This window comes from Streptomyces sp. NPDC059917 (genome assembly GCF_042730635.1).
GTDB lineage: Bacteria > Actinomycetota > Actinomycetes > Streptomycetales > Streptomycetaceae > Streptomyces.
The window spans coordinates 43670-64473 of sequence record NZ_JBHWLC010000049.1; the positions used below are offsets into that span (position 1 = coordinate 43670).

At 74.0% G+C, this 20804-nt stretch carries 21 protein-coding genes and 1 pseudogene; 7 read left to right on the top strand and 15 right to left on the bottom strand.

Going from position 1 to position 20804, the window contains the following annotated elements:
- Positions 1-38 precede the first annotated feature (38 nt).
- Entirely contained in the window at positions 39-839 is an 801-nt protein-coding gene (locus ACFWAR_RS25830) for a phytanoyl-CoA dioxygenase family protein (protein WP_385781545.1), read from the bottom strand.
- A gap of 295 nt (positions 840-1134) precedes the next feature.
- Between ACFWAR_RS25830 and ACFWAR_RS25835 the strand changes: the two genes are divergently transcribed.
- Positions 1135-4158 (top strand): BTAD domain-containing putative transcriptional regulator, encoded by a 3024-nt coding sequence (locus tag ACFWAR_RS25835; RefSeq protein WP_385781548.1) that lies wholly within the window; start codon positions 1135-1137, stop codon positions 4156-4158.
- Positions 4159-4181: 23 nt separating this feature from the next.
- On the opposite strand, the gene ACFWAR_RS25840 is transcribed toward ACFWAR_RS25835, so the two are convergent.
- The 3 genes from ACFWAR_RS25840 to ACFWAR_RS25850 form a co-directional block, all read right to left on the bottom strand.
- On the bottom strand, positions 4182-4340 hold the full coding sequence (locus ACFWAR_RS25840; RefSeq protein WP_385781550.1) for a hypothetical protein: 159 nt from the start codon (positions 4338-4340) through the stop codon (positions 4182-4184).
- A gap of 35 nt (positions 4341-4375) precedes the next feature.
- Positions 4376-4879 (bottom strand): hypothetical protein, encoded by a 504-nt coding sequence (locus tag ACFWAR_RS25845; protein ID WP_385781553.1) that lies wholly within the window; start codon positions 4877-4879, stop codon positions 4376-4378.
- Positions 4880-5100: 221 nt separating this feature from the next.
- Positions 5101-5994 (bottom strand): esterase/lipase family protein, encoded by an 894-nt coding sequence (locus ACFWAR_RS25850; RefSeq protein ID WP_385781556.1) that lies wholly within the window; start codon positions 5992-5994, stop codon positions 5101-5103.
- 160 nt (positions 5995-6154) lie between these two features.
- Here ACFWAR_RS25850 and ACFWAR_RS25855 point away from each other — a divergent pair, with 160 nt between their 5' ends.
- On the top strand, positions 6155-7378 hold the full coding sequence (locus tag ACFWAR_RS25855) for a PucR family transcriptional regulator (RefSeq protein ID WP_385781558.1): 1224 nt from the start codon (positions 6155-6157) through the stop codon (positions 7376-7378).
- A 10-nt stretch (positions 7379-7388) separates the two neighbouring features.
- Complete coding sequence (locus ACFWAR_RS25860; protein ID WP_385781560.1) at positions 7389-7979, top strand: SMI1/KNR4 family protein; 591 nt, start codon at positions 7389-7391, stop codon at positions 7977-7979.
- 17 nt (positions 7980-7996) lie between these two features.
- Here ACFWAR_RS25860 and ACFWAR_RS25865 read toward each other — a convergent pair whose 3' ends face one another.
- From ACFWAR_RS25865 to ACFWAR_RS25890, 6 genes are all read right to left on the bottom strand, one after another.
- The gene (locus tag ACFWAR_RS25865) at positions 7997-8491 is read right to left on the bottom strand and encodes an iron chaperone (protein ID WP_385781563.1); all 495 of its coding nucleotides are present in this window, start codon (positions 8489-8491) and stop codon (positions 7997-7999) included.
- Positions 8492-8532: 41 nt separating this feature from the next.
- Positions 8533-9174 carry a glyoxalase gene (locus tag ACFWAR_RS25870; protein WP_385781565.1) on the bottom strand — a complete coding sequence of 214 codons (642 nt, stop codon included), beginning with the start codon at positions 9172-9174 and terminating at the stop codon, positions 8533-8535.
- On the bottom strand, positions 9174-9602 hold the full coding sequence (locus ACFWAR_RS25875) for a helix-turn-helix domain-containing protein (RefSeq protein WP_385781568.1): 429 nt from the start codon (positions 9600-9602) through the stop codon (positions 9174-9176). The genes ACFWAR_RS25870 and ACFWAR_RS25875 overlap by 1 nt, the downstream gene beginning before the upstream one ends.
- Before the next feature lie 39 nt (positions 9603-9641).
- A complete protein-coding gene (locus tag ACFWAR_RS25880) occupies positions 9642-10052 on the bottom strand; it encodes a VOC family protein (protein ID WP_385781571.1) in 411 nt (136 codons plus the stop codon).
- Between the two features lie 81 nt (positions 10053-10133).
- The gene (locus ACFWAR_RS25885; protein ID WP_385781573.1) at positions 10134-10964 is read right to left on the bottom strand and encodes an SGNH/GDSL hydrolase family protein; all 831 of its coding nucleotides are present in this window, start codon (positions 10962-10964) and stop codon (positions 10134-10136) included.
- On the bottom strand, positions 10957-11520 hold the full coding sequence (locus tag ACFWAR_RS25890) for a PadR family transcriptional regulator (protein ID WP_385781601.1): 564 nt from the start codon (positions 11518-11520) through the stop codon (positions 10957-10959). The genes ACFWAR_RS25885 and ACFWAR_RS25890 overlap by 8 nt, the downstream gene beginning before the upstream one ends.
- A gap of 137 nt (positions 11521-11657) precedes the next feature.
- Between ACFWAR_RS25890 and ACFWAR_RS25895 the strand changes: the two genes are divergently transcribed.
- Positions 11658-12107, top strand: coding sequence for a nuclear transport factor 2 family protein (locus tag ACFWAR_RS25895; protein ID WP_385781576.1), 450 nt, complete (start codon positions 11658-11660; stop codon positions 12105-12107).
- A 9-nt stretch (positions 12108-12116) separates the two neighbouring features.
- On the opposite strand, the gene ACFWAR_RS25900 is transcribed toward ACFWAR_RS25895, so the two are convergent.
- Entirely contained in the window at positions 12117-12635 is a 519-nt protein-coding gene (locus ACFWAR_RS25900; RefSeq protein WP_385781579.1) for a PadR family transcriptional regulator, read from the bottom strand.
- 113 nt (positions 12636-12748) lie between these two features.
- Here ACFWAR_RS25900 and ACFWAR_RS25905 point away from each other — a divergent pair, with 113 nt between their 5' ends.
- Both ACFWAR_RS25905 and ACFWAR_RS25910 read left to right on the top strand, forming a co-directional pair.
- Entirely contained in the window at positions 12749-13330 is a 582-nt protein-coding gene (locus ACFWAR_RS25905) for a hypothetical protein (RefSeq protein WP_385781582.1), read from the top strand.
- 65 nt (positions 13331-13395) lie between these two features.
- Positions 13396-15354: a bifunctional metallophosphatase/5'-nucleotidase gene (locus ACFWAR_RS25910; RefSeq protein WP_385781585.1), complete on the top strand. Its 1959-nt coding sequence runs from the start codon at positions 13396-13398 to the stop codon at positions 15352-15354.
- A 54-nt stretch (positions 15355-15408) separates the two neighbouring features.
- Here ACFWAR_RS25910 and ACFWAR_RS25915 read toward each other — a convergent pair whose 3' ends face one another.
- Positions 15409-16338 (bottom strand): NADP-dependent oxidoreductase, encoded by a 930-nt coding sequence (locus ACFWAR_RS25915; RefSeq protein ID WP_385781588.1) that lies wholly within the window; start codon positions 16336-16338, stop codon positions 15409-15411.
- Between the two features lie 119 nt (positions 16339-16457).
- Positions 16458-16916: a MarR family transcriptional regulator gene (locus ACFWAR_RS25920; protein ID WP_385781591.1), complete on the bottom strand. Its 459-nt coding sequence runs from the start codon at positions 16914-16916 to the stop codon at positions 16458-16460.
- A 191-nt stretch (positions 16917-17107) separates the two neighbouring features.
- Between ACFWAR_RS25920 and ACFWAR_RS25925 the strand changes: the two are divergent.
- Positions 17108-18412 (top strand): annotated as a pseudogene (locus tag ACFWAR_RS25925) (DHA2 family efflux MFS transporter permease subunit); the annotation flags it as partial.
- A 115-nt stretch (positions 18413-18527) separates the two neighbouring features.
- Here the strand turns inward: ACFWAR_RS25925 and gdhA are convergent.
- Together gdhA and ACFWAR_RS25935 are read right to left on the bottom strand one after the other, a co-directional pair.
- On the bottom strand, positions 18528-19847 hold the full coding sequence (gene gdhA, locus ACFWAR_RS25930) for an NADP-specific glutamate dehydrogenase (RefSeq protein ID WP_385781603.1): 1320 nt from the start codon (positions 19845-19847) through the stop codon (positions 18528-18530).
- 50 nt (positions 19848-19897) lie between these two features.
- On the bottom strand, positions 19898-20689 hold the full coding sequence (locus ACFWAR_RS25935) for a 4'-phosphopantetheinyl transferase family protein (protein WP_385781595.1): 792 nt from the start codon (positions 20687-20689) through the stop codon (positions 19898-19900).
- Between the last annotated feature and the right edge of the window lie 115 nt (positions 20690-20804).

A 20804-nucleotide genomic window follows, 5' to 3' on the forward strand; every position in this document is an offset into this window, starting at 1 on the left:
GGGGGTGCGTACGGACCGCGGCGCTGACGGAGTACGGGTCAGTCGGTGGCGGCGTCGGTGGCGTCGCCAGCGGCGGCGTCGGCGTTGCGCACCAGGCGGACGTTCTCCGTCAGGCCCACGTCGTAGCCCAGCTCCCGTTCGAGCCGGAGCATCTCGGCGGAGCGGAAGTTGAGGATGTAGGCGCGGCGCACCGAGTCGGTGGTGTTGCCGCGGGACGCGTGCAGCGTGCTGCCCGCGTGTGCGACGCCTTCACCGGGCCCCAGGGGCACCGCCGTCGCTCCGGGCTCGTCCTCGGAGCAGTCGCACTGGATGTTCTGGCCGTCGCTGGTGGGGTAGTGGCGGCGCAGCGGCTGTCGGTGCGAGCCGCGGACGTACCACATGCATCCGTTGTCGAGGACGGCCTCGTCCAGCGCGACCCAGATGGAGACGGCCCGCTTGTCGGGCAGGTCGAGCCAGTAGGCGGCGTCCTGGTGCCAGGGCGTGGGCACGTCGGTGTGCGGCGCCTTGTGGATCAGCATGTCGAAGTCGAGGACGGCGTCGTCGCCGATGAGTTCCTTGGCCGTCGCCAGGGCCCGTGCGTGCAGGGGCATCTCCAGCAGCGGCGCGTGGAGCGCGGAGGGCCACATGATCTGGGTGATGTTCTCGGCCACGCCGTCCCGGCGCGGAACGTGCGAGCCGAGGTCGGAGCGCTTGTCCCCGCTTTCGATGTCGCCGTTCAGGAAGCGGTCGTATATCTCCCGATAGACCTCGACCTCGGCCGCCGAGAGAAGGGAACCGGTGGTGACGAACCCGTCCTGTGCGAATGCCTGCGCCCGCGTGAGGTCAGCTTTTACCGTCATGTAATTCCTTCTACTGAGCGTTATCGGGACAGAATTCTGCTTTTCGGGGAATACCTGCGTGCCGACCCGGCGACGCGGTCGACGGTGGGCTCGAACCGGCTGGTCCGCGGGGGGCCCGTCGGTCCGTGCCCGTCCGCCGTCGATCTGTCCGGTATTCCTCTGGCCTGCCCCAGGAGCATCTGCGAACGGCTTCCCGATCCCCTCCCAACTCGGTACCGCCCCGTTCGGGAACGGCTTATGATCCACACGAACAAGGTCTAGACCTGCTGATCCGCGTGGCTTCGGGGGACGAAACGTGATCCAGGAACAACAGCCGCAACGGGTCCGTTTCAACCTGCTCGGCCCGCTCGAAGGCTGGGCCGACGGCGTCAGACTGCGTCTGGGGGGAGCCCGACAGGAACGGGTTCTGGCCACGCTGCTGCTGGAGCCGGGCAAGCTCGTGCCGGTCTCGCGCCTGGTCGCGGCGGCCTGGGACGAGGAGCCTCCCGCGACCGCCGCGCACCAGGTCCGCAAGACGGTCGCCGACCTGCGGCGGCGCATCCCGGGCGGCAGCGGGATCCTGATCACCGACGGCCCCGGCTACCACGTCTGCCTGGCGGACGACCAGCTCGACCTCATCGAGTTCGGTCAGCAGGTGGGCGCGGCCAGGACGGCCTCGGCCCAGGGCCGCCCCGCCGACGTGCTGCGGGCCCTGCGCCGCGCCCTGTCCCTGTGGCGCGGCCCCGTCCTGTCCGGCGCCGGCGGTCCCGTCGTCGAGGCGGCGGCCGCCGTGCTCGAAGAGCGCAGGCTCGCCGCCGCCGAGCAGTTCTACGCACTGCGCCTGGACCGGGGCGAGGCCTCGGACCTCGTGGGCGGGCTGCGCGAACTCGTCGCCCGGTCCCCCCTGCACGAGGCCCTGCGCGGCCAGCTGATGCTCGCGCTGTACCGGTGCGGGCGCCAGGCCGAGGCCCTGGAGGAGTACGCCCGCATCCGCGAACTGCTGGTCGAGGAGCTCGGGATCGACCCGGGCCCGCAGTTGAGCGGGATGTACCAGGCGATCCTGCGCGACAGCCCCGAGATCGCGGCTCCCCCGGCCCTCGCGGCCCCGCCCGCGCCACCGGTCCCGACCGCCGAGCCGCCCTGCACCCTGCCCTACGACTTGACGGACTTCACCGGCCGCGACACCCAGTTGCGCGAACTCCTGGACCGTTCGACCAAAGCCGGGGAGCGGGGCGCCCGACTGATCGCGATCGACGGCATGGGAGGAAGCGGCAAGACCGCCCTGGCCGTGCACGCCGCGCACCGGATGGCCGCCGCCTTCCCCGACGGTCAGCTCCAGATCGACCTGCGCGGCTTCACCCCGGGCGAGCCGCCCGTCGCACCGGGCAACGCCCTCGACATCCTGCTCCGCGCCCTGGGCGTACCCGGTGATCGGATCCCCGACGACACCGGGGGCCGGACCGCCCTGTGGCGCTCCGCCCTGCTGGGCAAGCGGCTGCTGCTCCTGCTCGACAACGCCGTGGACACCGCCCAGATCCTTCCCCTACTGCCCCCTTCCGGCGACAGCCTGGTGCTGATCACCAGCCGCGCCCGGCTGGTCGCCCTCGACGGGGCCCACTGGATCTCCCTCGGCGTGATGCCGACCGAGGAGAGCGCCCGGCTGGTGACCGAGACGCTCGGCGTGCCGCGCGTGGCCGCCGAGCCGGCCGCCGCGGTCGAACTCGCGCAACTCTGCGACCACTTGCCGCTCGCCCTGCGCATCGCCACCGCCAGGCTGCGCAACCGGCCCCGCTGGACCGTCCAGTACCTGGTCGACCGGCTGCGCGACGAGACGCACCGGTTGGACGAACTGAGCTCGGGCGAGCGCAGCGTCGCGGCCACCCTGCGCCTGTCCTACCAGGCCATGGACGACGCGTCCCGCACGGCCTTCCGCCTGCTGGCGCTGCATCCCGGGGCGTTCCTCGACGCCCACTCCGCGGCCGCGCTGCTCGGCACGGACGTCCGCGGGGCCGAGGACGTGCTCGAACTCCTCCTGGACGCGCACCTGGTCCAACAGCCCGAGATCGGCCTCTACTCCTTCCACGACCTGGTGGGGAGCTTCGCGCGCAGTCTGCGCTCACCCGCCACCCGGCCCCGCGACGAGGCCGCGGTCGAGAGCCTGCTCGACTACTACCTGTCGGCCACCGAGCGGGCCTGCCGCGTCCTGTTCCCCGGTCGGGAGCGGCGGCCCACCGGGATCGCGGCCGCCGCGGCGGAACTGCCCCTGCTGGCGGACGCCGACAGCGCCCAGCGGTGGTTCGACCGGGAGCACGGCGGGCTGCTGGCCGCCGTGGCGCTGTCCGACCGGACGGGGCACGACCGGTACACCGTGTGCCTGACCCGCAACATCGTCTTCCACCTCAACGCCCGGGGCCACTTCGACGAGTTCTTCGACCTCGGCCGACCGGCCCTCGCCGCCGCCCGCCGGCTCCAGGACCTCGACCTGCTGGCGGTGACCCTGACCAACATGGGCGTCGCCTGCTGGAAGCTCGGCCGCTTCGACGAGGGCATCGAGGTCGCCGAGGAGGCCCGCGCCGTCGCGGTGCGCCGGGGCGACCGGCGCATCGAGGCGCACGGCGAGAGCACCGTCGGCCTGCTGATGACGATGCTCGGGCGGTTCTCCGAGGCCCTGCCGCATCTGGAGCGGGCCATCGCCATCGACCGGGAGCTGGGCGCGACCCGGTCGGAAGCCGAGACGCTGACCACCTTGAGCACGCTGTACGAGCAGTGGGGCAGGTACGCCGAAGCGGCCGCCGCGGCGCGCCGGGCGCTCGAACTCGCCCACGGGCTCGGCCCCCAGAGCAACGGCATCATGGCCCTGACCGACCTGGCCTTCGCGCAGCTGGGCCTGGGCCACGACGCGCAGGCGCACGCCAGCCTGGAGCGGGCCCTCGCCGGCTGCGACGACGCGAGTTCCCCGGGGGACGTCGCACTGGCCCTGGCGCTGTCGGCCGAGGTCTGCCGACGCCTGGACCGCACGGCGCAGTCGGCGGAGCACGCCGCGCGGGCCCTGGCCCTCGTACGGACCAGCGGTACCCCGGTGCGGCAGGCGAAGGTCGAGAACCTCGTCGCCGGGTTGGAGCGGCACCGGGGCGACCACGCGGCGGCGCTGGCCCTGCACGCCCACGCGCACAAAGTGGCGTCGGCGATCAACTACCGGCCCGAGGAGGCCTTCGCCCTGGAGGGGATGGCCCACGCCGCCCGGGCCCTCGGCGACCACGCGGCGGCCCGCGAGCACCGTCGCCGGGCGGACGTGCTGTTCGCCTTCATGGACGTGCCCGAGGACCACCGCCGCCGCTGAACCGGTTCCGCGGGAACGGGTGCTCAGGGGGTCGGACCCGCCGGGCCCTTGTCGTCGGCGAGCACCTGGTGCCCGGAGCCCCGGCCCTGGTCCGCGCCGATGCCGCCCGGCCCCGTGGCGCCGAGTCCGAGGACGACGGCCGCCGTGAGGATCCCGATCAGTGTGGCCCATGTGACGCGCATGTTCCTACCCCCGTGTGTTGCGCTCTCCTGCGACGTCACTGATGGTCGTCACCGGCCTTCCCGAACGGTTCCCCGCCCGTTCCCCGACGCCCGCCCGTACCGGGAAGCAGCCGTGCGCGGGCGGCCGGGTCCGCGTCGTCGGCCGGGTCCGCGTCGTCGAACGGGCCCGCGTCGTCGAACGGGCCCGCGCACGCGATGACGCGGGCGCCCCGCCCGGTCAGGACGACCACGGTGTGGGCGGCCCCCGCCTCGTGCCCGGCGAGGTCCAGCAGTCCCCGCACCACCGAGCCCAGTACGCGCGTCTCCACCGGCCCGGGCGCGGCCGGTGCCGGATCGGCGACGGTCGCCCGGGCCGTGACGGCCACGAGCTCGTGCATGCCCCCGGCCGTCAGCGTCCTGACGCCGAACTCCCGCTCGCGGTCCGCCTCCCGCTCCCCTCCCCCGACCTCGCCGACCCACGCCTCGACGGACGCCAGCTCCCCCAGGACGGCGCGCGAGCGCACCTGCCCGTTCGGACCGTGCGGACCGTGATCCAGCACCACGTTCTCCTCTCCCCGGTCCCCCGCGATTCGCCCCTGCCGGGGCGACCCTGCCAGGGCCCGCTCCCGTTCCCCTCCCGCTCCGGTCCCCCACCGGCGCGGGGGGGGCGGGGCGCACGAAGGCTCCCGACCGGCGGGGCGCACCGGTCGGGAGCATCGGGAACATCGGGAGTACGGCGGTCCGGTCGGGCGGGACGGGACGGCGGTCGGGAGAGACCGGCTCAGCCCGGGGAGCCGACGGCGCAGATCAGGATCGGGGTCGCGCGGCTCGGGTCGAGGGCGTTGCGGACCAGGTGCCAGACGTTGAGGTCGTACGCCTCGCCGATGTGCCCCACCGGGTCGAGGGGGCAGGAGTCCTGTACGTAGCGGTTGTTGACGCCCGGTTCGCGGACGAACGCCGTCTCCGTCGGGGTGACGAGCTCGTCGTAGCGGGAGGAGATGATGGTGTAGGCGATCCCGCGCTGGGCCACCGGACCGTCGTTGAGGGCCACGATGGCGGGCCCGCCGGGGAACTCGTCCGACAGCACCGGGATGCCGAGCGTGGCCGCGATCCGGTCGAGGGTGCCGCGGCCGAGCACCGCGTCGCCGAGGTCGACCAGGCGCGCGGCGTCGGTGCCGTGGGTCGGGGGCGCGATCGCGACGACCGCCTTGATGTGCGGCTGGATGCCCTGCATCTTCGCGAGGTAGAGGGCCTGGAGGCCGCCCTCGGAGTGGCCCACGACGCTGACCTTGGCCGCTCCGGTGGCCGCGCGCACCCGCTCGACGTAGTCCTTGATCTCCAGGTTGGAGACGGCCACCGGCTTCAGGCCGCCGACCAGCGGGAAGCCGTCGTAGGCGCCGTAGGTGAGGGCGAAGGTGCAGTAGCCGCGGGCGGCGAGGTCGAGCTGGAGGTAGTTGAGGTCCTCGTACCAGGTCGCGAAGGTCCCGTGGAGGAGGACCACCGGCTCCGGATGGGCCGAACTGGGCCGACAGGAGAAGTCGTTGACGCCCCCGGAGGCCGAGGCGGGCGCGGCGGGCGCGGCCTGGGCCGGGGCCGCCGTGGCCGCCAGGGCGAGCACCAGCGGGAGGGCGGCCCGGGCGAGCCACCTGCGGACGGGCCGTGCGGTCAATGCCATCGCAACTCTCCTACATCCGGTCGGTCGGTTGGTAGCGGGGTCGGTGCGGAGCGGGGTCTTTTGGTCGCACGGCACAGAATGCTCCGGCCGGATCCCCGTGTCCCCTGGCGGTACGCGCAGAAAGCTTCCGCCCGCGTTTGTGCACGGTGACAATGCGCGCATGGACGAGTCCGGATTCGCCGCCGCACTGCTGCCCGGGGTGGGGAACATCGCCGCGGCGACCGTCGCCCACCTGACCGCCGAGATCCCCGCCTACCGGCTGCTGCCGGACAGCGTCATCGCCGGGGACCTGCTCGCCAACACCGAAGCCGTGCTGCGGCTCTTCCTGACCACCCTCGCCGAAGGCCGGCTCCCGGCCGCGCGGGAACTGGCCGCGCCGGTCGCGTGGGGCGCCGAGCGGGCGCGCGACGGGGTGCCGCTGGAGGCGGTGCTGCGGGTGTACTCGCTGGGCGCGGGCGAGGCCTGGAAGCTGGCGCTGGCCGCGGCGGCGGACGCGGACGCGGGGGCCGGGATCGATCCGTACCTGCTGGGGACCCGGCTGCTCGGTTTCCTCGGCGAGGTGATGCCGAAGGTGGCCGCGGCGTACGTGCGCGAACAGGCCGACCTGGACTGGGAGCAGCGCGAGCACGGCCGGAACCTGGCCGACGTCCTGCTCGCCGGGCGTCCGGCCCGCCGGGCGGCGGAGCGGTACGGGCGCACGCTCGCGGAGCGCTACGACGTGGTGGTCTTCCGGCTGCCCGACGCCCCGGGCGGCGCCGCCGCGGGCGTGCTGCGCGCCGTGCGCAGCGAGCTCGACCGCGATCCGGAGGTGCTGGCCACGCTCAAGGGCGAGGGCGGGGTGCTGCTCGTACCGGTGGCGCAGGACGGCGGGGGCGGCGGGGACGGGGCGGCGCGGCGCGGCAAGGGGCAGTCGCCGCCGTGCGCGGCGCGCCGACTGCTCGCGCGGCTCGACGCGGCGACCGGGCTGCGCTGCATCGCGGCGGCCGCCACCGCGCGGGAGCACGCGGCCGTCGAGCGGGCGCACACGGAGGCCGGCGAGGTGCTCGCGCTGGCCGAGGCCCTGGGGCGGGCACCCGGTCTGTACCGGCTCGCCGACCTGGCCGTGGAGTACCAACTCGTCCAGCCGGGACCGGCCCGCGACGCCCTGGCCCGGATCCTGGAGCCGCTGGCGGACCAACCCCATCTGCTGGAGACCCTGCGGGAGTTCGTCGCGGCGGGCTACCGGCGCGCGGAGGCCGCGGACGCCCTGACCGTGCACCGCAACACCCTGACCTACCGGCTGGGCCGGATCCACCTGCTGACCGGCCACGACGCCACCTACCCGGCCGACGCCCGCAGACTGGCGGCCGCCCTGACGGCGCACGACGCGGCGCGCGGGGCATAGGCTCGACGGCGTGCACCACCGCTTCACGGCCCCGCCGTTGACCGAGGACGAGCTGGCCACGGCCGAGCGCGAGCTCGGTGTGTCCTTCCCGGCCGCCTACCGCGCGCACCTCCAGGAGGCGGAGCCCACCACGGCGGTGTTCCGGCCCCGCCGCACGGAGTGGGGCTGGGATTGGGGCGCGGACCGCATGACACCGGCGCGGTTGCTGCCCGTGCCCTTCCCGCACCCCGACTCGTACGTGGACGCGGACGCCGAACTGGACGCGCGCGAACCCCGCCCGGAGGACTTCGCCGACGAGCGGGCGCATGCGGAGGCCTGGCGGGCCTGGGACCGGGAGTGCGAGGTCTTCGAGGACCGCAAGACCGCCGGATCCGTGATCCTCCAGGACAACGGCTGCGGCTTCTCCACCCTGCTGGCGGTCACCGGTCCGCTCGCGGGCACGGTGTGGTGGGACGGTCGCGCCACCTGTGACCTGATCGTCCCGCTGTCCCTCGATCACGCGGGCGGCGCGCGCCCGGTGACGTTCGAGGAGTGGCTTCGCCACGACTCGTGGGACCTGCTGCCGCCGGGCTGGGGCGGGGCCGCCCGCTCCGGCGCGTAGCCGGTGCACGGGCCGACTCAAGCAGCCGCCCGGCCCACCGCCTTCTCGACGAGCGCGCCGATGCGCTCCTCGTCGGCCGCGGTCAGCTCCCGCACGGCGTAGGACGTCGCCCACACGGAGCCGTCGTCGAGGGCCGCCTGGTCGCTGAAGCCGAGCGTGGCGTACCGCGACGTGAACTTCGCCGCGCTCTGGAAGTGGCAGACGACCTTGCCGTCCCGGGCGTAGGCGGGCATCCCGTACCAGAGCTTGGGCGCGAGGTCGGGAGCGGCGGTCGTGACGATCTCGTGGATCCGCTCGGCGAGGACGCGGTCGGCGTCCGGCATCTCGGCGATCTTCGCGAGCACGTCGCGCGCCTCCGCCGCCGCCTTCTGCGCCCGGGACGTGCCGCGCCGGGCGGCCGCCTTCTTCTCCTCGCGTGCGTGGTCCTTCATCGCGGCCCGCTCCTCGGCGGTGAACCCGTCGTACTTCTCGGTGGTGGCGGGGGCATCGGCGGGCGACTTCGTGGACGGCATGACGGTTCCTCTCGTACGGGGTGGGAGGGAGGGAGGGGTTGCTACGCGGCTTCCCAGACGAAGCCGTCCGGGTCGGTGCAGGCGTCGGCGGTGCTGCCGAGGACGAGGCGGTGCGAGCCCGTGCCGTCGACGGGGACGCCGACCTCCTTGGCCAGCGCCCGGCGCTTGTACAGCGCCATCTTGACCGGGTGGGAGTCGCCGGCGGCGAACTCGACGTACTTCCCGCCGAAGCTCTTGACCACCGTCAGGCCCCGGTCGACGTAGAACTGCTTGGTGGCCTTCACGGCCTCGACGCCGACCAGCAGGACGATCTCGTCGATCTCGCGGGTGGCGGGGCCGGTGTCCTTCTTCTCCGAGGTCGCGATCTTCCAGATCGTCCCGTCCGGGGCTCGCACGACGCCGCTGTAGCCCCACAGCGACTTCGCGGCGGGCTTCAGCACCGTGGCGCCGGCGGCCACGGCGGCGCCGACGAAGCCGTCGACGGTGGCCGGTCCGGAGACCGTGAGCGCCAGGGTGAAGCCGCGGAATCCGGTGGAGTGGGCGTCGGACGCCCGCAGGTGGACGTAGGCGTCCACGCCGAAGGCGCGGTAGAAGCGGCGGGCGGCCTCGGGGTCGGCCACCTCGAGGGTGACGGAGGTGACGGACGAGCGGGCCGCGGTGGAAGCGTTGGTTGCCATGACCATCACGCTAGGGCTGGGGGGGCCGCCGGGGCTTCTCGAATCCTGACCGATCCCCGGACCTGCCGCGCCTGGCGCCGGAAGGCCTCGGGCGACATGCCGACCAGCTCGGTGAAGCGGGCGGTGAAGATGCCCGGCGACGCGCAGCCGACCGCGGAGCGGACCGCGGTGACGGTGAGGTCGCCCCGGCGCAGCAGCGCGGTCGCCCGCTCGATGCGACGCGTCATCAGGTACGCGTACGGCGAGGCGCCGTACGCGGCGCGGAACTGTCGGCTCAGCTGCCCGGCGGGCAGCCGCACGTCGCGGGCGAGCGCCCGGACGTCCAGCGGTCGCTCGTACTCCCTGTCGATCCGGTCGCGGACGCGGCGCAGCCGCGCGAGGTCGGCCAGGCGCTGCGCCTCGATGCGCGCGCGCCGCCATTCGGACGTGCACATGGGATCCTCCCCCGGGTCCTTCGTGAATACCGGCGCGGCTCAGCGCAGCTGCTGGACGCGGACGAGGTTTCCCGCGGGGTCGCGGAACGCGCAGTCGCGGATGCCGTAGGGCTGGTCGGTCGGTTCCTGGACCACCTCGACGTCGCCGGCTTGCACCTTCTCGAACAGGGCGTCGAGGTTCGGGGTGGCCAGCAGGATCCAGCCGTAGGTGCCCTTGGCCATCATCTCGGTGATCGTGCGGCGCTCGGCCTCGGTGATCCCGGGGTCGACGGCGGGCGGCGACAGGAGGATCGACGTGCCCGGCTGCCCGACCGGGCCGACCGTGATCCAGCGCATCCGGCCCTGCCCGACGTCGCTGCGGACCTCGAAACCGAGGACGTCGCGGTAGAAGGCGAGCGAGGCGTCCGGGTCCTCGTGCGGGAGGGCGGTCGTGTGAATGGTGATGTCCATGGTGGGCAGGCTAGGGCCGCACCGCCCCGCGCGCTTCTCGATTCCTGACCGATCGCGCGCGAACGGCTGCGGCGCCCCCCGTCAGCGGACGCTTCCCCCGTGCTGCCGGGGCGGGGCGAGCGGCGCCGGGGCGGGGTCCGACGCGGGGGTCACCGGTAGGAGGGCGGGGCGCTTCGCGGTGCGGTCCGTGCCGGAGGAGCGGCCGCGGACGCGGCGGGCGAGCCACGGGCTCAGGAAGGCGTGGGCCCAGCGCAGTTCGCCGGCCACGGTGCGGGGAGCCGCGCCGGGGCCCGGCAGGGGGCGGGTCCAGGAGTCGTCGGCGCCCGGCAGGCCGAGGGCGTGGGCCACGGAGGCGGCGATGAGCGCGTGGCCGCGCGGGCCGGCGTGCAGCCGGTCCTCGCTCCACAGCCGGGGATCGGTCACCACGGGATGCCGGGCGGTGTCGGCGAGAGCCACCCCGTGCCGGTCGGCGGCCAGCCGGATCCGGGCGTTGAGGGCGGTGACGCGGGAGCCGAGCGGGCGGGCGAGCGGGACGAGCCGGCCTATGTCGGGGAAGGTGACGGTCGCGACGCGGGCGCCCGCGCCGGTGAGCGCCGCGAACATGGCCTCCAGGTGGGCGGCGGTCTCGTCCGGGTCGAAGCGGGGCCGCAGCAGGTCGTTGACCCCGGCGACGACCGTGGCCAGGTCGGGGCGCAGCGCGAGGGCGGGCGCCAACTGCCCCTCCCTGACCTGGCCCGCGAGGCGGCCGCGCACGGCGAGGTTGGCGTAGAGGACGCCGGGGTGGTGCAGGGCCAGCTGCTCGGCGAGGCGGTCGGCGCAGCCGCGCAGGCCGGTGGTGTCGTCGCCGTCGCCGAGTCCCTCGGTCTGGCTGTCGCCGAGCGCCACGTAGCGCAGGGGGGATGCCTCAGCCATGGTCGGGCCGCCTTTCGCGCAGGACCGTGATGGTGCGCTCGTACCAGTCCCGGTTGGCGCGCTCGAAGTCGAGGCCGCGCAGGCAGGTCAGGTACGGGCCGATGCGCTCGCCGTGGCGCAGGAACTCCTCCTCGGTGCGCTCGCCGCGCATCTTCCACAGCATCGCCTCGAAGAGTTCGATCTTGGCGGTGGCGAAGATGGCCCGCTCGGCGAGCTGGGTGATCAGTGCCCCGGCGTCGACGTGGTCGGCGGCCTGGACCTTGACGACGAGGTCGTCGCGCATGAAGGACGGCTTGGTGGCGGCGGCCGTGAAGCGGTCCAGCTCGGCGAGGCCGACGGGGGTGACCCGGAACAGCCGCTTGTTGGGGCGGGTGTCCTGGACGACCTCGCGGCCGGCGATGAGGCCCTCTTGCTCCAGCTTGGCGAGTTCGACGTAGAGCTGCTGGGGGAGGGCGTGCCAGAAGTTGGCCACCCCCATGTCGAACGCCTTGGCCAGCTGGTAGCCGCTCAGTTCCTCGTCGAGCAGCGCCGCCAGTACGGCGTGGCGCAGTGCCATCGTTGCTGCCGCCCCCTTCGTCTCTTCCGTCACGGACCGCTGGTCACGGACCCCTGGTCATGGAGCATGACCCTGCCCCATCATAGTCAAGAAATTGAGTAATCACGTTCGTGAGTACTGATGACCGAGGAGATGCCATGAGCACGAGCACCGAGAGCACCGTGGACCGCTTCCGCTCCGCCGTCGACCGCCGCGACCTGGCCGCCCTGGAGGACCTGTTCACCGAGGACGTGCGGCTCTACAGCCCCGTGAAGTTCACCCCGTTCGAGGGTCGACCGATGGTGCTGGGGCTCTTCGGGGTGCTCCTGCGGACCTTCGAGGACTTCCGTTACGTCGGGCGGCTCGACGGAGCGGGCGAGACGAGCGCCGACGGGGCCGGGGCCCCGGCGGCGGTCCTGGTCTTCCGGGCCACCGTGGAGGGCAAGGAGATCCACGGGATCGACCTGGTGCACCTGGACGAGCAGGGGCGGATCAAGGAGTTCACCGTGATGGTCCGGCCGCAGTCGGCGGTGCAGACGCTGGGGCGGGCCGTACTGGCGGGCCTGGTCGCGGACGGCCTCGCCCCGGACCCGGCCGCCGCCCACTGACGCTCCCCCTCAGGCCCCGGGGATCTGCTCCAGGGCCCAGCGGGCCCACTCCCGCTTCGCCTCGGCGTCGCGCAGCCCGTACTCCAGGACCAGGCGGCCGGAGAGCGCGAGCGGGTGGCCCGTCCACTCGCGACCGTCGCGCAAGCGCTCCAGCCGCTCGCGCTGTTCGGCCTCGGCGGCCTCCATCCGGGCGAGGTGTTCGCGGGCCTGCTCGGGCGGCAGCAGGCCGAGGAAGAAGACGCGCAGCATGGCGTCGCTGCGCAGCGGCTGGGGCGGAGCGGGGGTGGTCAACCACCGCTCCAGCTCGACCCGGCCCTCGGGACGCAGCGTGTACTCCTTGCGACCCCGGGGGCCCTCGGCGGAGACGTCGATGAGGTCGGCGTCGGTCATCCGGGTCAGCTCCCCGTAGACCTGGCTCTGGGTGGCCTTCCAGACGTTGGCCAGCGTGGTGTCGAACAACTTCATCAGGTCGTACCCGCTGGAGGGGCGGTCGGTCAGCAGGCCGAGGAGTGCGTGTCGGAGGCTCATGCCCCTGACTCTACCTTCCACTATTGACAGGTCACAAGCTGACCTTCTACTTTTGACCTGTCAGGCCAGGAAGGCAGGCCCGGCATCCGCCTCCAGCGAGAAGAGACCCGGCCATGAAGTCCAACCCGCTCGTCAGCTTCCTCCCCTGGATCGCCTTCTCCGAGGCGGCGGGCAACGGCCTCGCGCCGCAGTGGTCGGCGGCCCTCGCCGCGTTGGTCTCCCTGGCCGTCGCGAGTCCGGCGCTGGTGCGCGGCAAGGTGATGCTGCTGGACGCGATGGGCGTGGTGACCTTCGCGGCGCTCTCGGCGGTGGCCTGGCTCGGCGGCTCCGGCGCCGGGGCGTTCGTCACCGACTACGGCCGGACCGTCGCGACCGCCGCACTGGCGGCGCTGATCCTCCTGACGCTCCCCTTCCTGCCCTTCACCGAGCAGTACGCCCGCCAGGAGGTGCCGAAGGCGGCCTGGAGCTCGCCCGTCTTCAAGAAGACGAACCGGCTGTTCTCCGCCGCGTGGGGCGGCGTCTTCGCCCTGATGACCGTCGCCCACCTGATCGCCCTCGCGGCCCCCGCCGACGGCGACCTGAACTGGATCTGCAACTGGGGCGTGCCGATCGCCTCCGTCGTCCTCATGTTCAAGTTCATGAAGCGCTACCGCGCCGAGCACTCCCCCGCCCAGGCCGCCCCCGCCGGGGCGTGACGGTCGTCCGCGCCGCGCGTTGTGAGAGCGACGGCGGACGGTGACGGTCGGGAGGGGACGGGGCGATGGCGGGTGCGGGTCTGGGCAGGCGGCGGTTCCTGACGGCCGCCGGGGCGGTGGGGGTCAAGGCGCTCACCGGGACCGCGGTCGCGGGCAGCGCGGCGGGGCTCGACGCCACCAGCGCGGCCGGCTACGTCGAGGTACAGCTCCTCAACATCACCGATCTGCACGGGTACTTGGGCGCTCCCCCGGCCCGGGACGCGGTGATCGCGGGGGCGGACGGGGCGACGTACACCGTCGGCGGGGTCGCCTACATGGCCACCCATCTGGAGCGGCTGCGGGCCGACCGGACGAACTCCTTCTTCTTCGCCCCGGGCGACCTGTTCTCGGGGTGGGAGTTCCCCGCCTTCAGCCTGTCGGACGAGCCGACCATCGAGGCGCTGAACCGGCTGGGTCTGGACTTCGCGACCGCGGGGAACCACGAGTTCGACCGCACGCCCGGCTTCCTGACGCAGCACATGGAGCGGGGCGCGGGCGCCGGGCTCGACGGGGCGGGGGTCACCCACAGCTTCCCCGACTCGGCCGGACTGCCCTTCCACGGCGCCGACTTCCGCTACTACAGCGCGAACGTGACGACGACCGGGCCGGACGGCACGGACGGGGTCGCCGTACTGCCCCCGTACAACATCGAGTGGGTGGACGCGCCGGGCGGGCGGCGGCTGCCCGTCGGCTTCGTCCACCTGACGGCGCTCGGCACCGAGGGGTTCCCGAACTCCTACCAGCCCGGGCTGCGCACCTCGGACGAGGTGGCCGCGGCGAACCGGTGCGCGGCGCTGCTCAAGGCGCAGGGGGTCAACGCGATCGTGCTGAGCATGCACGACGGGGCGGTGGCCGGGGACGCCTTCGACGCGGGGACCGCGCCGAGCGGTCCGGCGTACGAGCTGGCGCTGCGGGTGTCGGCGGACATCGACGCGATCGTCACCGGGCACTGGCACCGGGCCTTCACGATGATGCTGCCGGATCCGAGCGGGCGGCCCCGGCCCTTCGTGGAGGCGGGCTGTCACGGGCAGATCGTCAACGAGATCACCCTGCGGCTCGATCCGACGACGGGCGCCGTGGTGCGCGAGCTGACCACCTCGACCAACCACCCCAACACCCGTGACGTGCCCGCCCATCCGGGGCTGCGGGACGTGGTGGACCACTGGGCCGGGTACGCGCGCGAACGCGCCGGCCGGACCATCGGGCGCCAGCGGACCCCCTTCCAGCGCCGGCTCTCGGCGGTCGGGGAGAGCGCCATGGGGAACCTGGTGGCCGATTGGGCGCTGTGGGCGGCCGGGCGGGCACCCGACCCCTTCGACACCAGCCCCCGGCCCGACCCCGCGCCCGCGGACCTGGCGCTGATCGCGCTCGCGCCGCGGCTCGGCCGCAGCGTGATCAACACCGACCTCGTGGCGGCGCCGGGCGAGGACGCGGTCACCTTCGAACGGGCCTGGCGGGCGGTGGGGTACGGGAACCCGCTGGTCACGGCATCGGTCAGCGGGGCGCAGGTGCACGACGCGCTGGAACAGCAGTGGGCGCCGGACGCGCGGGGCGCCCTGACCTACGCGCCGCTCGCCGTGTCGGCCAATGTCAGCTACTCCTTCGACCCGGCGGGCCCCGCCGGGGACCGGGTCGCGCCCGCCGACGTGCTGGTCGGGGGCGCGCCGCTGCGGCCGGAGGGGGTGTACCGGGTGGTGACCACCTCGTACACGCTGACCGGGCAGGACGGTTACCCGGCGCTGGCCGGCTTCCGCGAACCGGTGCGCCACCGGCGGGACGTGGAGAGCTTCCCCGCGTACGTCGCCGCGCTCGGCACCCTGGAGGCCGCCCCGACGGGCCGGGTCACGGCGAAGGGCGGGGCCGCGATGCAGCCGGGGCGGGCGGGACGGCTGGTGCCGCTCGACGCGCCGGTGACGGAGCTGCCGGCCCCGGTCGCGGCGATGGAGGAGGCCGCCCGCGACACGGGCCGCCGGCCGGTGTGCTGAGCGGCCCCGTCCCGCCGTCCCGCTGTTCCACCGTCCCGCCTTCTCGCGGCGGCGTCAGAAGACGAGGAGCTGGCGGCCCCTCAGCCCGCCCGCTTCCAGCCGCCGGTGGGCCTGCGCGGCCCCGTCCGGAGCGAGCCGGGACGCGGTGCGCGGGGTCAGGATGCCCTTGGCCGCCAGGGCGGCGAGTTGCGTGAGGGCGGCCGCCTTGCCGGGGTGCGCGAGGACGTTCAGCCGGTGGTGGACCAGCTCCCGGTCCGCGGGCAGGGTGACGGGGGCGGCGCCGCACTGGACGTAGTCGCCGCCGTGCTTGACGACCCGGGCGGCCTCGGCTCCGATCCCGGCGGCGTCGACGAAGGCGTCGACGCCTTCGGGCACGGCCTCCAGGTAGGCGTCGAGGTCGCGCGCGACGGGTCCGGCGCCCAGGGAGCGGATCAGCTCGTGGTCCTGCGGATGGGCTCCGGCGATGACCCGCAGACCGCGGTAGCAGGCGAGTTGGACCAGGAGGCCGCCGAGCGCTCCGGTCGCACCGGAGACCGCGAGGGTGGCGCCGCCCGGCAGGTCGAGCAGGGCGAGGGCCTGGTGCGCGGTCAGCCCGTTCATGGGCAGGCCGGCGGCGTCCTCCAGCTCCAGCGCCGGGGGGACCTCGGCGGCCTGGTCCTGCGGTACGACGACGTACTCGGCCTGCGCTCCGCCGTTCGGGGTGAGCGGGTTGACGAAGGCGAGCACGCGGTCGCCGCGGGCGAAGCGGCTGCCCGGGCCCACGCTGTCGACGGTGCCCGCGGCGTCCATGCCCGGCGTGTAGGGGGGCGGGAGTTCACCGAGGAAGGGGGCGAAGAAGCCGCTGCGCAGGGCGAGGTCGCTGGGGTTCACGGCCGCGGCGGCCACCCGTACGCGGATCTCACCGGGGCCGGGCTCGGGGAGGGGCCGTTCCACGACGCCGAGTACGTCGGGTCCGCCGAAGCGGGGGATTCCGAGGGCACGCATGGCTCGGGTGTCTCCGTTCTGGGTGGTTCTGGGACCGGTGTGGTGCGCCGGATCCTCCCCGTCCCCGCTTGCGGGCGGTTTGCGCCGCGCTGTGGTGGCGGCCCGGGCCGGACCCGCCGTCAGCCGCGCATCCGGGCGGGGGCCTGGGGCGTCAGGTGCCGGGCCAGCACCTCGAGGGCCTCGGAGACCTCCTTGACGTGTTCGGGGGGCGGGTTCCCCAGGGCCGCGGCGAGGGCGTCCTCGATGGTGGTGGCCCGCACCTCGGCCACCCGGCCGGAGAGTTCGGCGGCCTGGCGGACCAGGAGGCGGCGGCGGTCGCCGGGGTCGGGGGCGGTGACGACGGCGCCCGCCTCCTTGAGGCGGGCGACCGCCGTGGAGACCTGGCTCTGCGGCAGGCCGGTGCGGGTGGCGATCTCCCCCACGGCGCTGTCGGGATGCGCGGACACGTCGCTGGCCACGATGAGCACGGACCGGACGCTGCCGCCGTGGCGGAAGTCCCCGCCTTCGGGCTCGGGCATGGCCCCTTCACCGATCTTCATGAGGGTGCGGCCCAGCAGGAACAGCTCGACTCCATTCATGACCACCACGATACATCTCCCTCGATGCATTTCATTAGATGCATCCATCTTGATGCATCTAAAAAGATGGGTTACTGTCGTTGCAGAAGCCGGGGCACGAGCCCGGGCGGCGCGGGCCCCCACGAAGGTGGGCGCCGAAGGTGAAGGAGCGGACCGTGCGGAAGTGGCGCGCGAACCCGTGGGCGGTCCTGGTGACGCTCTCGCTCGGGTTCTTCATGACCCTGCTGGACCTGACGATCGTGAACATCGCGATCCCGGACATGATGAGCGGCCTCGGCGCCACCCTCGACCAGACGCTCTGGGTGGTCAGCGGATACGCCCTGGCCCTCTCGGCCCTGATCATCACGGCGAGCCGGCTCGGCGACCTGCACGGTCCGCGCACCCTGTTCGCCGCCGGGCTCGCGGTGTTCACCCTGGCCAGCATCGGCTGCGGGTTCGCCCCCGGCGCGACCTGGCTGATCGCCGCCCGCGTCGTCCAGGGACTGGGCGCCGCCCTGCTCACGCCGCAGACGATGACGCTGATCGTGTCCGTCTTCCCCGCCGCCCGGCGGGGCACCGCGATGGGCGTCTGGGGCATGGTCGCCGGGCTCGCCACCCTGTCCGGCCCGACCCTGGGCGGCATCCTCGTCTCCACGGTCGGCTGGCGCTGGATCTTCCTGGTCAACGTGCCGATCGGGATCGCGGCGCTCGTCCTGACGTTCCTCGTGGTCCCGGACATCCGGACCTCCCGCGCCCACCGCTTCGACCTGACCGGCGTCCTGCTCTCCGGGGCCGCCCTGTTCTGCCTGGCCTTCGGTCTCCAGGAGGGGCAGAACTACCACTGGGGCGCCGGGATCTGGGCGCTGCTGGCCGCCGGCGCCGCGCTGGCCGCCGCGTTCCTCTTCCACCAGAGCCGTCGCCAGGACCGCGAGCCGCTGATCCCCTTCGCCCTCTTCCGGGACCGCAACTTCACCGCGATGACGGCGCTGGTCGGCCTGATCTCGGTCGCCATGCTGGGGCTGGTGCTGCCGTTCAACCTCTACCTCCAGTCGGTGCTCGGGCTGAGCGCGATCAAAGCCGGCCTGGTCCTCGCCCCGTCCTCCCTGGTGTCGATGACGGTGGGGCCCTTCGCGGGCCGGCTCGCCGACCGGATCGGCGGCCGGTACGTCCTGCTCGCCGGGGTCTTCTGCTACGGCGCGGGGATCGTCGCCATCGCCCTGCTCGCGGCCCCCGCCACCGCCTGGTACGTCTTCGTCCCGGCCACGCTGGTCACCGGCCTGGGCGTCGGCTGCATCATCGCCCCGATGTCCACCGAGGCCATGCGCCACGTCCCGCCGCACCTGGCCGGGGCCGCCTCCGGTGTCAACAACACGGTCCGCCAGATCGGTTCGGTGGTGGGCGCCGCCGCGGTCGGCGCGCTGCTCCAGGGCCGCCTCGCCGCGGAACTGGCCACCGGCAAGACCTACGCGGTCGCCTTCACCGCCACCCTGCACACCACCGCCGTCCTGCCGATCGCGGTCCTGATCGCCGCGGCGGCCGTCTGCCTCCTGCTCCGCAACCACACCAAGGCCCGCGCCGAGACCGCCGCCCCGGCCCGCCCGGCACCGGCACCGGCACGAAGGGGGCGCGGGATCAGACCAGGCCCTGGGCGAGCATCGCGTCCGCCACCCGCTCGAACCCGGCGATGTTGGCCCCGGCCACGTAGTCGCCCGGGACGCCGTACCGCTCCGCCGTCTCGTAGCAGGTGTCGTGGATGTCCCGCATCACGGTGGCCAGTTCGGCCTCGACGCGGTCCTGCGGCCAGGCCTCGCGGCCGGAGTTCTGGCGCATCTCCAGCGCGCTCACCGCGACACCGCCCGCGTTGGCCGCCTTGCCCGGGCCGAAGGCCACCCCGGCGTCCTGGAAGGTACGGACCGCCTGGGGCGTGGTGGGCATGTTCGCCCCCTCGGAGACGGCCTTGACCCCGCCCCGGATCAGGTTCAGCGCGTCGACCACGTCCAGCTCGTTCTGGGTCGCCGAGGGCAGCGCGAGGTCGCCGGGCACCTCCCACACCGAGCCGCCCGGCACGAAGACCGCCGACGAGCCGCGCCGCTGCGCGTAGTCCTGGACCCGGCCCCGCTCGACCTCCTTCACCTGCTTGAGGAGTTCGAGGTCGATCCCCTTCTCGTCCCGGACGTACCCGCCGGAGTCGGAGACCGTCAGGGCCCGCGCGCCCAGCGCGTGGAGCTTCTCGATCGTGTAGATCGCCACGTTGCCCGAACCGGACACCACCGCCTGCTGCCCCGGCAGGTCCTCGCCGCGGCGGCGCAGCATCTCGGCCGCGAACAGGACGTTGCCGTATCCGGTGGCCTCCGTGCGCCCGGCGGAGCCGCCCCAGCCCGGGCCCTTCCCCGTCAGCACGCCCGCCTCCCACCGGTTCGTGATCCGCCGGTACTGGCCGAACATGTAGCCGATCTCCCGGCCGCCCACCCCGATGTCACCGGCCGGGACGTCGGTACGGTCGCCGATGTGCCGGTACAGCTCGGTCATGAAGGACTGGCAGAAGCGCATCACCTCGGCGTCGGAGCGGCCGCGCGGGTCGAAGTCGCTGCCGCCCTTGCCGCCGCCGATGCCGAGACCGGTCAGGGCGTTCTTGAAGATCTGCTCGAAGCCGAGGAACTTGACGATGCCGAGGTTCACCGACGGGTGGAAGCGCAGCCCGCCCTTGTAGGGGCCGAGCGCGCTGTTGAACTCCACCCGGAAACCGCGGTTGACGCGCACGGCCCCCGCGTCGTCCTGCCAGGGGACGCGGAAGAGGATCTGCCGCTCGGGCTCGCAGAGCCGCTCGACCAGCGCGGCGTCCGCCAGCTCGGGACGCGCGGCGAGCACCGGCGCCAGGGTCTCCAGCACCTCGCGCGCCGCCTGGTGGAACTCGGGCTCGGCCGGACTGCGCCGGACCACCTCGGCGTGCAGGGCGGCGAGCCGGTCGACGGCGGACGCGGGGGCGGATGGGGACTCGGATGTCACGACAACTCCCTTTCGGACGGGGTGCGCAGGGGGATCCGGCTCGTTCGGCGGGTGACGGTCTCGACCGCGACGGCGGCCAGCAGGCCGTCGCCCGGCGCGAGGTCGTGGACCGCCCAGCCGGCGGGACGTACGGGCGCGGCCGCGCATCCGACGTACGGTTCGTCGGCGCCCTCGGTCAGCCCGAGACCGGTGCCCTTGAGGTACGCCTCCTTGCGCGTCCAGCAGCGGGCGAAGGCGCGCGGGCGCTCCGGCTCGGGCAGGGCCAGCAGTTCGGCGCGCTCCAGCGGGTGGAGCGTGTCGGCCACGTCCATCGCCGTCGCCAGGGACGGCACCCGCTCGATGTCCACTCCGACCGGGGTGACGGCGAAGGCCGCCAGCGCCGTGTCCCCCGCGTACGAGAGGGAGAAGTGCGGCGCGCCCGGCACGGACCCGGCCACGACCGGGCGGCCGTGCGGTCCCCGGCAGGCCGGGCAGAGCGCCCGGGACAGCGCAACCACCGCCGGGGCCAGGCCGAGGAAGGCCCCGAGCAGTTCCCGCAGCGCGATGTGGGCGGCGCGGTAGCGGATCCGGTCGGCCTCGCGTACGAACGCACGCGCGCGCCGGCGTTCCTCCTCGTCCAGGGCCGCCGGGTCCCCCTGCGAGGAGGCGAGGTCGATCAGCCACAGCTGTACGACCGGCCCGTGGCCCGGGCCGCCCGCGGCGGGGAGCGCGTCGTCGCCGTGGCGGAACCAGAGCGGCGCGGCCACCGGGTCGGCCGGGGCGACCGCCGCCGGGGCCTGCGTCACCATGCCGGCTGCCGGTCCGGTCGGACGACGGTCCAGTTGTCGTTGCCGGTGAGGAGGGTGGTGAGGTCGCCCTTGCCGTGTTGTTCGATGGCGGTGTCGAGTTGGTCGGCCATCTGGG